This window comes from Planomicrobium okeanokoites, assembly GCF_003428875.1.
Classification (GTDB): domain Bacteria; phylum Bacillota; class Bacilli; order Bacillales_A; family Planococcaceae; genus Planococcus; species Planococcus okeanokoites.
In genome coordinates, this window is record NZ_QQRS01000008.1 from 36,382 (window position 1) to 50,695 (window position 14,314).

Annotated in this window: 15 protein-coding genes and 1 riboswitch; of the genes, 9 read left to right on the forward strand and 6 right to left on the reverse strand. The window is 44.9% G+C overall.

The window, feature by feature from the left end; genetic code table 11:
- The first annotated feature begins 84 nt into the window (after positions 1–84).
- The 4 genes from D2910_RS14045 to D2910_RS14060 all read left to right on the forward strand — a co-directional run bounded on the left by D2910_RS14045 (position 85) and on the right by D2910_RS14060 (position 5,040).
- Positions 85–1,557, forward strand: coding sequence for a DHA2 family efflux MFS transporter permease subunit (locus D2910_RS14045; protein ID WP_101803356.1), 1,473 nt, complete (start codon positions 85–87; stop codon positions 1,555–1,557).
- A gap of 133 nt (positions 1,558–1,690) precedes the next feature.
- Entirely contained in the window at positions 1,691–2,848 is a 1,158-nt protein-coding gene (locus D2910_RS14050) for a DEAD/DEAH box helicase (protein WP_117313906.1), read from the forward strand.
- A complete protein-coding gene (locus tag D2910_RS14055) occupies positions 2,848–4,077 on the forward strand; it encodes an aminopeptidase (protein WP_117313908.1) in 1,230 nt (409 codons plus the stop codon). Before D2910_RS14050 ends, D2910_RS14055 begins: the two co-directional genes overlap by 1 nt.
- 12 nt (positions 4,078–4,089) lie before the next feature.
- On the forward strand, positions 4,090–5,040 hold the full coding sequence (locus D2910_RS14060; protein WP_117313910.1) for an SGNH/GDSL hydrolase family protein: 951 nt from the start codon (positions 4,090–4,092) through the stop codon (positions 5,038–5,040).
- A 45-nt stretch (positions 5,041–5,085) separates the two neighbouring features.
- Here D2910_RS14060 and D2910_RS16955 read toward each other — a convergent pair whose 3' ends face one another.
- A complete protein-coding gene (locus tag D2910_RS16955; protein WP_165850189.1) occupies positions 5,086–5,232 on the reverse strand; it encodes a hypothetical protein in 147 nt (48 codons plus the stop codon).
- 69 nt (positions 5,233–5,301) lie between these two features.
- Positions 5,302–6,375 carry a M20 family metallopeptidase gene (locus tag D2910_RS14065; RefSeq protein ID WP_117313912.1) on the reverse strand — a complete coding sequence of 358 codons (1,074 nt, stop codon included), beginning with the start codon at positions 6,373–6,375 and terminating at the stop codon, positions 5,302–5,304.
- A 141-nt stretch (positions 6,376–6,516) separates the two neighbouring features.
- A riboswitch (TPP riboswitch) is annotated at positions 6,517–6,616 on the forward strand.
- A gap of 94 nt (positions 6,617–6,710) precedes the next feature.
- On the opposite strand from D2910_RS14065, the gene thiT reads away from it, so the two are divergent.
- Together thiT and map are read left to right on the forward strand one after the other, a co-directional pair.
- A complete protein-coding gene (gene thiT, locus D2910_RS14070) occupies positions 6,711–7,286 on the forward strand; it encodes an energy-coupled thiamine transporter ThiT (protein WP_117313914.1) in 576 nt (191 codons plus the stop codon).
- A gap of 116 nt (positions 7,287–7,402) precedes the next feature.
- Complete coding sequence (gene map / locus D2910_RS14075) at positions 7,403–8,155, forward strand: type I methionyl aminopeptidase (protein WP_084242296.1); 753 nt, start codon at positions 7,403–7,405, stop codon at positions 8,153–8,155.
- A 62-nt stretch (positions 8,156–8,217) separates the two neighbouring features.
- On the opposite strand, the gene D2910_RS14080 is transcribed toward map, so the two are convergent.
- Complete coding sequence (locus D2910_RS14080) at positions 8,218–8,937, reverse strand: tryptophan-rich sensory protein (protein WP_117313916.1); 720 nt, start codon at positions 8,935–8,937, stop codon at positions 8,218–8,220.
- A 203-nt stretch (positions 8,938–9,140) separates the two neighbouring features.
- On the opposite strand from D2910_RS14080, the gene D2910_RS14085 reads away from it, so the two are divergent.
- The 3 genes from D2910_RS14085 (at position 9,141) to D2910_RS14095 (ending at position 12,058) form a co-directional block, all read left to right on the forward strand.
- Positions 9,141–10,940 (forward strand): M3 family oligoendopeptidase, encoded by a 1,800-nt coding sequence (locus D2910_RS14085; protein ID WP_117313918.1) that lies wholly within the window; start codon positions 9,141–9,143, stop codon positions 10,938–10,940.
- Position 10,941: 1 nt separating this feature from the next.
- Positions 10,942–11,490, forward strand: a complete 549-nt coding sequence (locus D2910_RS14090) for a GNAT family N-acetyltransferase (protein WP_101803348.1) — start codon at positions 10,942–10,944, stop codon at positions 11,488–11,490.
- Positions 11,491–11,575: 85 nt separating this feature from the next.
- Entirely contained in the window at positions 11,576–12,058 is a 483-nt protein-coding gene (locus D2910_RS14095) for a DinB family protein (protein ID WP_117313919.1), read from the forward strand.
- A 162-nt stretch (positions 12,059–12,220) separates the two neighbouring features.
- Here D2910_RS14095 and D2910_RS14100 read toward each other — a convergent pair whose 3' ends face one another.
- The 3 genes from D2910_RS14100 to D2910_RS16960 form a co-directional block, all read right to left on the reverse strand.
- Positions 12,221–12,787, reverse strand: coding sequence for a beta-class carbonic anhydrase (locus D2910_RS14100; RefSeq protein ID WP_084242291.1), 567 nt, complete (start codon positions 12,785–12,787; stop codon positions 12,221–12,223).
- Positions 12,788–12,902: 115 nt separating this feature from the next.
- Positions 12,903–13,910 carry a rod-share determining protein MreBH gene (gene mreBH / locus D2910_RS14105; protein WP_084242290.1) on the reverse strand — a complete coding sequence of 336 codons (1,008 nt, stop codon included), beginning with the start codon at positions 13,908–13,910 and terminating at the stop codon, positions 12,903–12,905.
- Between the two features lie 255 nt (positions 13,911–14,165).
- Positions 14,166–14,306 (reverse strand): hypothetical protein, encoded by a 141-nt coding sequence (locus tag D2910_RS16960; protein WP_165850190.1) that lies wholly within the window; start codon positions 14,304–14,306, stop codon positions 14,166–14,168.
- Positions 14,307–14,314 lie beyond the last annotated feature (8 nt).

Genomic DNA, 14,314 nt, shown 5'->3' on the forward strand with positions numbered 1-14,314 from the left:
TAAATATATACTACAGGTATAGAATAATGAAATGGAGATTGAGGAAAACAAATTCAGCATGAAATATATGGAGGAAGAAAGAAAATGACCGAACAGAAAAAACCGCCTTACGGCATAATCGCAATATTATTTACAGGGGCATTTGTAGCGATTTTCAACCAGACATTATTGAATATCGCATTGCCTGAAATCATGGCGGATTTTGGCATAAAAGCAGCTACCGCCCAGTGGCTGGTCACTGGATATATGCTGGTCAACGGGATATTGATACCGGCCAGCGCCTATTTTATCCAGCGCTTTTCAAATCGCTCGATCTTTATCGTTGCAATGTCGTTGTTCTCACTGGGGACATTGATCGCTGCGCTGGCACCGACTTTTGCTTTCCTTTTGGCCGGACGCCTTTTGCAGGCTTCCGGTGCTGCATTGATGATGCCGCTTTTGATGAACGTTATGCTCGCTGCATTTCCTGTTGAAAAACGTGGGACAGCAATGGGATACTTCGGGCTGGTCATGGTTGTCGCACCAGCAATCGGTCCGACCTTATCAGGGTATATCGTTCAAAATTATGACTGGCGGGTGCTTTTTTTCATCGTATTGCCGGTTGCGTTGATTCCTTTACTGCTTGGGATTTTCAAATTAAAGAACTTAACCTTCCAGAACCGGGAAATTTCACTCGATAAATTTTCACTGGTTTTATCAAGCTTAGGTTTTGGCGGCATTTTGTACGGCTTCAGTTCGGCTGGCACAATGGGCTGGTCCGACCCTGTCGTCTACCTGACAATTGCCGTCGGTCTGGCATCATTGGTGCTCTTCGCGCTGCGCCAGTTGAAATTGGAAGAGCCGCTGCTCGAGATCCGCATCTATAAATATCCGATGTTCGCATTGTCGTCAGTCATTTCAATTGTCTTGTCGATGTCGATGTTCTCTGCGATGATCCTGATGCCGATTTATATTCAGACCATCAAAGGGATTTCACCGATCAACTCAGGATTATTGATGCTGCCCGGTGCCTTGATCATGGGAATGATGTCTCCGATCACCGGCCGACTGTTTGATAAATGGGGAGCTAAAGTCTTGGCGATTCCGGGTTTGTCACTTGTCGTCATCACAACATATCTGTTCAGCCAGTTATCATTGGATACAAGCTATTGGCAGATCATGATCATCTATTCCATCCGGATGCTCGGCATTTCATTGGTCATGATGCCGGTCATGACCAATGGCTTGAATACGTTGCCGATGAAAGCATATCCACACGGGACGGCCATCAATAATACACTGCAGCAGGTGTCAGGAGCAATCGGCTCCGCATTCCTGATCACGTTGATGAATACACGCACCGAGTCAGCCGCAGCCGATTTGATGGCGAATGGAACAGCACCGGAAAGCATTGTGAACATGGCGATGCTGGAAGGGATCAATTTTTCATTTTTTGTTTCTACATTCATCGCATTAACTGCATTGCTTTTGGCGCTGTTTATCAAAAAGCCGCAGCGTCCCGTAACCGAACAGGAAAAGGACATTGTCTATACCCGCCAGGAAGCAACAGAATCCTGATTTTCAAACCGCTCCGACAGTTGGAGCGGTTTTGTTTATTTTACAGGAATCAAGCAAGTCCAATTCAGCAAAAAAAGGCGTTAGACCGCCAAATATGGTACACTGTAAGCATTGAAGAGAAGGTGGAATTAAAATGACATTTATAGAAGAATTAAAGCCAGTGTGGCAGGAAAAATGGAAAAAAACAGGTTTTGAATCAATTATGCCGATCCAGGAGCAGATGATTCCAGAGATGCTGGCCGGCAATGATATCCTGGCGCAATCACCGACAGGGTCAGGTAAAACATTGGCGTACTTACTGCCGATTTTAGAACGGGTCAATCCCGAAAAAGCAGCGACACAGGCCATGATCATCGCCCCTTCCCAGGAGTTGTCGATGCAGATCGTCAATGTGCTGAGAGAGTGGACAGAAGGTACAGATGTCACCGTTGCCCAATTGATCGGCGGAGCCAATATGCAGCGCCAACTGGAAAAATTGAAGAAGAAACCGATTATTGTGGTGGGTACACCGGGCCGCTTGAATGAGCTTGTCAAAAGCAAGAAGCTGAAAATGCATGAAATCCGTATTCTGGTCCTGGATGAAGGGGATCAATTGATGGCGCGCGAGCATCGTAATGTGATGAAAGCGCTGATTGAAAAAACACAGACTGAAAGACAGCTCGTTCTGGTATCCGCAACAATAACCGAAGAAGTGGAGCTGGTCGCCGACCGTCTGATGCAACACCCTACACGCCTTCAAGTCACAGCTGCGGATATGCCGATGCAGGGCAAAGTGACGCATTCATTCATCAAAGTGGACGAACGCGATAAGACGGATCTATTGCGCCGTATTTCGCACATCGACAATGTCAAAGCGCTGGCATTCGTCAATAATCTCGATCAGCTGCTGATGAAGGAAAATAAATTGAAATTCCGTGACACTAAAATAGTGACCTTGCATTCTGAAATGAATAAAGAAGAACGAAAAGGGGCACTGGACGCATTCCGCAAAGGGGAAGTTTCGGTTCTTATCGCGACAGAGGTCGCCGCACGCGGACTCGATATCGATTCTGTGACACATGTTATCCATGTGGATGTGCCCAAAACAATCGACCAGTATCTTCATCGGTCAGGACGGACAGGGAGAGCCGGAAAAGACGGTGAAGTATTGACGCTATTAGCTTATCAGGATGAAAGACACTATAAAAAATTCACGAAGGACTTGCCATCGAAGCCTGTTCAGAAAATCATGCATGGCGGAGAATTGATTGAAGGGTCAAGCAAGACTGTGAACACAAAGGGGAAAAAATAATGGATTTTCAGAAGAAAATGGAGCAGTATGCGGAGTTGACCGTATACGTTGGACTTAATGTCCAAAAGGATCAGCACGTTCTAATCAACACCACGACAGACACAATCGATTTCACACGTCTGGTTGTAAAGAAAGCCTATGAAGCCGGTGCGAAAAATGTACACGTAAATTATTCCGATCCAGTACAGACACGCACCCATTATGAACTTGCGCCTGATGAGGCATTTACGGAATATCCGGAATGGTCGGTCTTGCAGCGGGACGAAATTATTGAAAAAGGCGGTTCATTCTTGTGGATCGATGCGGAAGATCCGGATTTATTGACCGGTATCCCAGCCAAACGTTTATCGAACTCACAAAAAGCAGCAGGCAAGGCATTGGCCAGATACCGCCAGGCAGTCGGTTCCGATAAAATCGCCTGGTCGATTGTGGCAATCCCCTCAGAAAAATGGGCTGCCAAAGTCTATCCGGATCTAGCACCTGAACAGCAGATTGAAGCTCTTTGGGAAGCAATATTCAAAACCGTGCGAATCGGGGGCGGAGACGCTGTAGCATTGTGGAAGGAACATATCGATTTTCTTGAGAAACGCGCTGCCCAATTAAATGATCATCGTTTTGTAAAACTGCAGTATTCCGCTCCTGGCACTGATCTTACAATCGAGTTGCCAGACAAGCATATCTGGATGTCTGGCGCTTCCAAAACGCCGCAAGGCAATCCGTTCATCGCGAATATGCCGACAGAGGAAGTTTATACAGTTCCATTAAAAAATGGAGTCAACGGTTTTGTCCGTAATACAAAGCCATTTGTTTATCAAGGCAACATCATCGATGGATTCACACTGACCTTCGAAAATGGCAAAATCGTTAAAGCTGAAGCTGAAACAGGTGAAGAGCTGTTAAATGAAATGATCAGTTCTGATGAAGGCGCAGCTTATCTCGGCGAAGTGGCATTGGTGCCGCACCAGTCGCCAATTTCAGATTCAGGCCTGTTATTCTTCAATACTTTATTTGATGAAAACGCCTCAAACCACTTGGCAATCGGCGATTCCTATCCGACATGCTACGAGGGCGCACGCGATCTTGAGCGTGAGCAATTGGAAGAGCTGGGATTGAATACGTCCATTGTCCATGAAGACTTTATGATCGGCAGTGCTGAAATGGATATCGATGGCGTCACTGCAGATGGATCGAAGATTCCGGTTTTCCGAAAAGGCAACTGGGCATTCTAAGAGGTGATAATAATGAAAAAGACTGCAGCATTACTGCTGGCTGGGACCTTTGCAATCAGTATGGTGAATACAGCGGCAGCTGAAGTGAAAATTCCGGCTGCCTATATTGCGCTGGGTGATTCGCTCGCTGCCGGGCAGACACCTGACAGCCAGATTGATGCTGGCTATGCTGATTTGATTGCACAGGAGCTGGGCCGGAACCAGCCGGTCGCATTGTTTTCGAAAGATCTCGCTTTCCCCGGATTCACGACAGCAGATGTTCTGGAGCGTGTAGAGGAAGAAGAGACGAAGGAACTTCTGGCATCGGCAAATATCATTACATTGTCAGCAGGAGCCAATGATCTGCTGCGGCTGGTCCAGGCGAATCCTGCTGACGGTTCACTTCAGTTCCAGCGCATCCAATCTGACTTTGCTTTGAATAAAGCCAGAAAAAATATTGCCGATATATTGAATCGGCTAAATGAAGCTGCGCCAAACGCGGATGTATATGTCATGGGATATTATTTTGCCTACCCGCATGCTCGTGAGTCGCAGAAAGAAGGCATAGCTGAACAATTGGAGATCTTAAACAGGATACTCGAAAATGAAGCTGAAAAAGCGGATGCGATTTTTGTGTCAGTGGACGATGCATTCGGTGAAAATGCGACATCAAAAGTGCCGAATCCAGGGGATGTCCATCCGAATTTAGAAGGCTACCAGGCAATGGCCAATGAATTTTTGGCAGAATACCGAAGTGGATGGACGATCGAAAGCAGAGAGCTGCCTCAACCGAACCCTGTAAGTTTTGAAGAAATCCTGCAAGTGCAGGAAGAACAAGCGGATGAGAATCCTCAACCGGCTGCAGAAGGAGAAGAACCTGCAGAAGGTGAAGCCGAACAGACGGCGGATGATCAGTCTGCACAATTGTTTCCAAGTCTTCAATCGGATTATTTGGCTATAAGAACAATCCTTCCAATAGTATAGAACTAAAAAATCCCGCTACCTGAAATTAGGAAGCGGGATTTTTGCTTATCTTTTTGTCTGTTTTGTTTTATACTGGCTGGTGTTTGTTTGAGCGTTGCTTTTGGCTTTCTTTTTATTCATGAATTTACGGATAACCGGATATGCTATAGGACCATATTTGATCGCTGTTCTTAATAATCTTCCTACTGCCATATTTATCGCTCCATTCGTTTTAAAGATACTATTTAAATGCCCTTTTTCGGACTCCCTTAAACATGGCACTTAACTTAAGGCATGAGTCACCAGAATGTCTTTATACTCATGGACACTTGAAATTTCCACGTATTCAGCATTGCCGTGCCAGTCATCGCCACTCGGGCCAAACTCGATCGCCCCTTCGCCTCCATTGACAGCGGCGTAATAGCGGGTATCTGCAGCACCATGCTGGCCGAACAGCACAGGGTCATTTCCGGTATTGCTCCGGATGCTTTCCTGCAAGGTCTGTATATATGGATTATCGGCTGTCGTTGTCAGCGCCGGTGTCGTGGAAGAACTTGATTTATAATCAAAATCGATTCCCAGTGTTTCACCGAGTTCAACCATCTGATTCGTGATTTCTTTCGGATCCTGTCCCGGCATAAAGCGGATATCGTATGACATTTCACAAAGTTCGGGAACCACATTATAGCGCTTGCCGGCATTGATGATGGCCAAGTTGACGGAAGGCTGCTCATAATATTCCGTGGATTCTTTGCGGAAAGGCAGTTCGCCCATCGCCATATGATATTTCATCGCTTGCTCGATGGCATTTACGCCTTCCCACGGCCGGCTGCCATGTGCGGGTTTGCCTTTGAATACCATATCCATATGCAGGATGCCTTTGGACTGGAGGCCAACTTTCAACCCTGTCGGCTCACCGCAAATGACGAAATTGCCGCTGTGTCCTTGGGAGACCAGCCATTCAGAAGTATTATGTCCGCCGATTTCCTCATCAGTGACGATATGGAGATGGACTTCGCGCTCCAACTGATCCGGGTCAAGTTCGATAAATGCCTGCATCATAGCAGCGACGCCAGCTTTCATATCTGCTGAACCGCGGCCATACAAGCGGCCGAGCTCTTCCATCGGCGTAAATTGTTCATCATGACCGGGAACCACATCGACATGTCCATTCCAGACCAATTTTTCTGATCCTTGGCCTTTTTGGGCAGTCAGCATCAAAAACCCTTTGTTGTCGTGGACTTCAACCGCTTCACCATGTTCTTCGAGCCAGCGGGCGCAAAAAAGAAGAGCGTCATTGGCGCCTTCTTTGGTATCACTTTTAATTTTTATCAGCTCTTTCAATAATTCGATCATACGCGTGCAGCAGCAATTTCAGCTGCCTCCACCATCCTTTCTGTAACATTTACTTTCTCAATACCCTAATGGCTCCTGTTGAAACGAACTTGCATACCATCTTTATGTCCGTTACAATACAGATGTTAAGAAAATAACTGTATACACCACAAGGGGAGCTTTTGCTGAGAGTGAACGGAACCGTTCTTACCCTTTGAACCTGTAAGTTAATACTTGCGCAGGGATGTGGATGGAAACCTGCCCTTATGCGGCGTCAGGGTCTATCCTGGCGCCGCTTTTCGTATGGTTTTTATTGGCGGCCCTTCTGGTGATGTGCAAACATTAGGGAGGATATCATGAGAAATAAAAAATTATTATTGATGCTCGAAATCGCGATTTTCGGAGCCCTTGGCTTTGTGCTGGATTTTATCGCGTTCAGTATGCCACAGGGGGGATCGGTCAGTCTGGTGATGATTCCGATTATCCTGATGGCGTTCCGCCGCGGGATGGGTGCCGGTATCCTGACCGGTCTCACAGTTGGCCTGCTGCAGCTTGTTACGGGGCGTGTCTATATTGTGCCTTTATCATTCGGATTCGCTTTTACACAAGTGACACTCGATTACTTGGTCGCTTTCGCGAGCGTAGGGGTGGCAGGAATAATGAGATCCGCTTATCTTAAAAATTTGCGGAATGGCGCGCGGGGAAAAGCCGTCTCATCGATTGTCGCTGGAGCTTTAATCGGTGCATTTCTGCGCTATATCATCCATGTTATTGTAGGGATCTGGTTCTTCAGTGAATTCGCGACGGGCAACGTTTATATCTACTCTTTCGTATACAACGCGACTTATATGGTGCCGGCGTTTCTGCTGACAGCTTTCGTTTGTTCGATTCTGTTCATAGCCGCTCCGAGATTAATTGATGTGAAAGAATAAAATAAGAAGGCTATCTTATGATAGTCTTCTTTTCATTATCCAGACTCCAGCGGCCCCTGTCGCTTTTCTTTTATGTTATAATTTTTGAATAGAAAAGCTTGAAAGAAGGGTATTTGATGATTGCAACCAATGAAAAAGATATTGAAATGTTAAAAAAAGCGGGGCAAATGGTAGCGAAGATCCGTGAGGAAATGAGAGCGGCAACCAAGCCTGGCGTAACTACCAAAGAAATTGATGAGTTGGGCGGACGATTGTTCGAAGAACTCGGCGGCGTTTCCGGTCCGAAATCCGAATATGATTTTCCGGGCTATACGTGCATCAGTGTAAATGAAGAAGTGGCACACGGTATTCCGGGGAAACGTGTCATCAAGGAAGGGGATATCGTCAACATTGATGTTTCCGGTTCTTATGAGGGGTATTTTTCGGATACGGGGATTTCTTTTGTCGTAGGGGATAATCATCCTGAAAAAGAGAAGATTTGTGAAGCGGCTGAAAAAGCATTCGAACGGGCGATGACTAAAGTCAAAGCGGGTTCAAAATTAAACCAGATCGGTAAAGCGGTTGAGCGGGAAGCGAAAGAGCAAGGTTTGTTTGTCATCAAAAACCTGACAGGCCATGGCATTGGAAAATCACTCCATGAAGCTCCTCAGCATATCCTGAATTATTATGATGCCTGGGAAACGACAATCCTTAAAGAAGGAATGGTTCTCGCTGTCGAGCCTTTCATCTCGCAAAAAGCTGAGCATATCATTGAATCTGGGGATGGCTGGACTTTCATTACCCCGGACCAGTCGCTTGTCGCGCAGATTGAACATACAGTGCTGGTGACAAAAGGTGAACCGATTTTATTGACTAAACTAGAAGAATAAAAAAAAGCCTGCATAGCGCAGGCTTTTTTGATGGAAACATTTTCTCTTCTCACAGGGCAACATCACTTTTTCTTGATAAGAAGTATTCCTGTAATGATCACCCCGCTCAGGAATAAGGAAGCTGTTGTAACGAGCATTTCATCCAGTCCATGTTTGACTGCAATACCGATGAATGCCCAGACAAATACTAAAGTGAAAGGAATATCGGAGTGATGGAAACGGACATGCAGTGCAAGAGCTGTAGCAACAGTCAGCATGATGACTGCCCATAATTCATTGCTGAGGCCCCAGCCGCCCCAATTATAATAAGTGAGTACATAACTGATATTTGTAATGGTCGCAATACTGATCCAACCCATATTTACTGAAATCGGCAGCCGTTCGGTAAATTTTCTCTCATTATTATCATATTGGAGATATAACAGAATAAGTGAACCGAGGTAGAGGAGCATCGCTGCTATAGACCAGGCGAAGTATTCATAATGCCATAGGAATAGCCAGGTGATATTGGCCGCAGCGCTTAAGATGAAATACAAACTGATGGCTCGGGAAGGAAGTTCTTTTTCTTTCGTGTAACGGATCCAGAATCCAGCAATCCAGATAGCTAATAATATGTATATGACTGACCAGATCGAAAAGACATAACCGGCAGGGGTGAACAGAACAGGAAGCCTGTTGGAAATTTCTCCTGTGGTTTGACCGTTGATCGGCAGGATATTGGCTAATACGTTAATTGCAATGATGGCCAAAAAGGCGATTGTCATTAATATCAAACGGAACATCTGTGATCCCTCCTCGCTAACAGTATACCGTTCCTTGTTTCTGACAACAATTAACTGTTCGTTGATTTGAATAAAAAGTTCCGGGAAATCGTCAATATTATGTCATCGTGTCCGATCGGCTTTGCCAAATATTCCGTAAACCGAAGAACAATGGTATACTGATAAGTGTTTTTAGAAAATTTAGTTTATCAGGAGGAAAAGCCATGACAGTGAAATTTCCGGAAGTATGGGACTTGGATGTCTTGTTCCCAGGAGGCAGTGAGTCAGAAGAGCTCCGCGTACATATGGATGAAGCAGGACCCAAATTGGAGAAGTTTGAAAAACTTTCCCGTAATTTTTCCGTACCTGAAAAAGCCGCTGATGCCCAGCAAGTGGCAGAGGTGCTTGAAGCTGTAAAAGAAATGATGCTGCACCTCCGCCAGTCAAGCGCGTTTATCGGCTGTTTGCAGGCGCAAAATACAGAAGATAAAAAAGCGTCGCTGCTGCAGAGTGAATCTGCCAGCCTGAGTGCACGCTTCAATTCGGCTCTTCAGAAAATTCAGCAGGACCTGACGAAAACGGATGATGCTGTATGGAATGAGTTGATGGATGACGAAAAACTTCGTGAATTCTCTTTCGTTTTAAATGAATGGCGGGACGAAGCAAAGCAATTGCTATCCGAGAAGGAAGAAAACTTGATCACTGCTTTGAGCATGGACGGTTATCACGGATGGAGCCAGCTCTACGATATGCTTGTGGGTGACATTAAAATCAAAATAACCGTAGATGGTCAGGAAAAAACCATGTCTGTCGGGCAGGCAAACAACTTAAGTTCACACGCGGATCCTCAAGTAAGAAAAGAATCATACGAAAAGCTGGAAGATGCATGGACAGAAAAAGAAGATTTCTTTGCGAAAACGTTAAATTCCATAGCGGGATTCCGTTTGGAAGTATACAAGAAACGCGGATGGGAAAATCCGTTGCAGGAACCGCTGCAGATCAACCGGATGAAACAGCAGACTTTGGATGCTATGTGGAGCGCCATTTCAAAAAATAAACAGCCGTTCGTCGATTACCTTAATCAGAAGGCGGAGCTGCTCGGAAAAGACGGGCTTGACTGGTATGATGTGGACGCTCCGGTAACTGAGAGCACACAAACTTTTTCCTATCAGGAAGGTGCGGAATTCATTCTGGAGCATTTCAAAAAATTCGGTCCGGAACTTGAAAAATTCTCACGCCATGCTTTCGAAAAAGGATGGATTGAAGCGGAAGACCGTCCGAACAAACGGCCAGGTGGTTTTTGTACAGGCCTTCCGTTAACTGAAGAATCGCGTATTTTCATGACTTACAGCGGCTCGATGTCGAACGTTGCAACCTTGGCGCATGAATTGGGACATGCTTTCCATTCGTACGCGCTGCGCCCGGTTCACCAGATCAACCGATCTTACGCAATGAATGTCGCAGAGACAGCTTCTACATTCGCTGAAATGATTGTTGCTGATGCGGCAGTGAAGAACGCATCATCAAATGATGAGAAAATCGCTCTGCTTGAAGATAAAGTTCAGCGCAGTGTCGCTTTCTTCATGAATATCCATTCACGCTTCCTGTTTGAAACGCGATTTTATGAAGAACGCAAAAAAGGAGTCGTACCGGCTTCCCGCCTGAATGAATTGATGGAAGAAGCACAGCATGAAGGATTCGGCGGCGGGTTAAAGTCCACGCATCCGCATTTCTGGGCATCGAAGCTTCATTTCTATATAACTTACGTGCCATTCTATAATTTCCCTTACACATTCGGTTATTTATTCTCGTTGAGTGTTTATGCCAAAGCGCTTGAAGAAGGAGCCGGATTCGAGGAGAAGTATATGGCGTTATTGCGGGATACGGCGATCATGACTGCTGAAGACTTGGCGATGAAGCATCTGGGTGAAGACATTACACAGGAAGCTTTCTGGGAAAAAGGGATTGCTCTATGTGTGAAAGATGCTGAAGAGTTTATTTCGCTGACGTCATCTGCTGAATGATATGAATTTTCTATTGACCGGTAAGTTGTGCTACCTTCGTATTTTGACAGTTGAGGACGCTGAAGAAATGGTGCAATTGCTTGTGCGCAACAAGGAATACTGGGCAATCTTCGAACCGAAACATCGGGACAGTTATTTCACTGCTGCTGTACAACGGGAAAAAATACGTGAATCCATTTATCAGGCCAGGGAAAATCGCGAGTACAGTTTCGGAGTGTTTGAAAATGGAAGCGATAAACTGATTGGCCATATTTCCATGTACAGCATTAAGCGATTGCCGTTTCTCAGTGCGTTGGTCGGTTATTCAGTCGATGAATCATATATTGGGCGAGGGATTGCGACAGAAGCTGTAAAGCTGATTGTGGCTTTCGGCTTTGAAAAAATCCAGCTGCACCGGATAGAGGCGTATGTGTCTCCCCGAAATACAGGTTCCGTTCGTGTGCTTGAAAAAGCAGGATTTGAGAATGAGGGATTATTGAAGGAATTTCTTCATATCAATGGAGTGTGGGAAGACCATTATCACTACGCCATTTTGGAGAAAGATTTTTGAAAGGGCAAGGCCGCCTATAAAAAATGGTGGATCGAAATGAAGAGATGGTTATGGGAATAAAACATTGACAGAAAGCAGGTGCCTTATGTTAAGAGATAAACTGTTTGCCTACCATCAATGGGCCAGCCAGGAGATTCTTTCACATACAGAAGGCCTCGGTGATGCGGTTTTTACCCGGGAAGAGGATAGTTCATTTGCTTCTATCAAAGAAACAGTCAGGCATGTAATCACTGTTGAAAAACTCTGGCTGCTGAGAATGACAGGCATTGAAAAACCTGCAGCTGAACAATTTCACGTGGACACTGCAGCTGAAGCGAAACAGGCTTTTATGCTGCTTCACGCAGAAATGGAATTGTATTTTTCTTCATTGACTGAAGACCAGTGGCAGGAAGTCATGAGATTCACAAATCTTCGCGGCAATTCCTTTGAGGAGACCAGGGAAGAGATGTTATTCACTTTCATTAATCATGCTTCTTATCACCGGGGTCAGATTGTTTCCTTGCTGAGGCAATTCGGCGAGGAAGGGACTGTACTTGATTATATTTATTTTCCAAAGGAAAACCGCTGAGAAGGTTCGACCGAACAGCATTCGGTCGAACCTTTGCGACGAAGCTAGCGAAGCGATGCAGGAGCACAGGTTTTGTACAGCGATGCTGTTTTGTGAAATATTATTTCTAATACTTTTTTATAAAATAGAAAACCGCTGAGAAATTTTTCTCAGCGGTTTTCTTCATCTATTTTCATTTCCGTCCACTACCAAATCCAATTTCCCTGTCTTAGGATCAATTACCAATCCGTGAACCGGAACTTCATTATCCATTAAAGGATGATTGCGTACCATATTGACACTGTGACGGACGCTTTCGGTAACATTATCGAAGCCGCGCAGCCACTCATCGAGATTGACTCCCGAATAGCGCATCATCTCAATAGTTTCTTCCGCAATGCCTCTGGTTTTCATTTTTTCCATTATTTTTTGTGGTTCAATTGCGGACATTCCGCAATCATGATGGCCGATAATATAAACTTCATCGGCATTCAATTCATAAATTGCCACAATCAGACTGCGCATGATTCCACCAAATGGGTGATTGATGACCGCACCTGCAGACTTGACGATTTTTACATCGCCATTTTTCAAATTCATGGACTTTGGCAATAATTCGAATAAGCGAGTATCCATGCAAGTCAAAATGACCATTTTCTTATCAGGAAACTTAGTGGTTATGAATTGTTCGTACTTTTCTTCTTCAACAAAATTTTTGTTGAACTCCAGTATTTCATTCAGCATCGACACATTATCCACTCCTTAAACATTTACTCTCCTATATTTTAATCGAAATTTGAACTGATGACTAATCTCAGTCCGGAAAAATAAAAAATTCCGGAAGCGCAAGGCTTCCGGAACAGGTTTATTTTGAAATTTTATCGAGCTTGTCCATCATGACCAAAGAACGTCCGGTCCCGATAGCCACAGATTCGAGCGGCATCGGTGCCATGTGAACAGGCACTGAAATTTCTTCAGAAAGCCATTGCTGCATGCCTTTCAGCAGAGCGCCGCCGCCAGTGATGACAACTCCCTGGTCGACGATGTCGCCAGACAGTTCGGCAGGGCAATTCTCAAGAGTTGCACGGATGCATTCGAGGATGGCCAACAATGGTTCTTTCAGTGTTTCCTGGATTTCTGTAGATGTTAATGAGACAACTTTCGGCAAGCCAGTCATGATATCCCTGCCGCGAATTTCCATTGTTTCCGCTTTATGTGGAATCAAAGCATAGCCGATTTCTTTTTTGATATTTTCTGCCGTACGTTCACCGATTAGAACATTATAATGTTTACGGACATATTGGATGATATCTTCATCCATGCGGTCACCCGCAATTTTTACTGTGTTGGAAGAAACAACGCCTCCAAATGAAATGATGCCGACTTCAGTAGTGCCACCACCGATATCCACAATAACGCTTGCTATCGGTTCGCTGACAGGAAGGTCAGCACCAATCGCGGCAGCCACCGGCTCTTCGATCAAGTGGACGCTTTTAGCGCCGCTTTGTTTAACCGCATCGTGAATCGCACGGCGTTCTACCGATGTTGCACCGGATGGAGTGCAGATCATCACATTCGGCTTACGGTAAGCGCCTCCCAACTGTTTGGCTGCTTTCTGCATGACCATTTTCAATAAATCAGTGGTGACGTCAAAATCTGCGATTACGCCGTCTTTCAGTGGACGCACAACGCGGATGGATGTTGGCGTCTTACCGATCATAGCTTTGGCTTCTTCGCCGATGGCGATCACTTTCCCGCTTTTTGTATCAAGTGCCACTACTGACGGTTCGTTTAAAATTATGCCTTTTGCTTTTGTATAAACAAGAATATTTGCTGTTCCTAAGTCAATTCCAATATCCGATGAAGAAAACATGCCTAAACTCCTCCTAATATAAAACAAGTCCATTTTGAATTTTAACACGCTTAAAATAGCGTCTCTTTTCAATTGCGTCAGACTGCAATATTACGAGGGTCTATTGGCTCTTTGGGCAGATCATTTATAGGACGTTTGATGCCTTATGTAATCGATGTGCAAATGAAATGTTTCTGAATTGTAATCTGTCAGTCATTTAAAACTATTAAAAAAGCAGACCTTTTTAATAAAAAGGTCTGCTTCGAAATTTAATGATCAGAATTTGCGTTCCGGATGCGGATCTACATGTTCTGCGTCATGTGTATGCAACTCTTTCCCCAAAAAATGGAGCAGTGTGAAGAAAAACATGAAGATTACAGCCATAAAACCTAATACTGTGACAATACCAGACAACATGATGATAA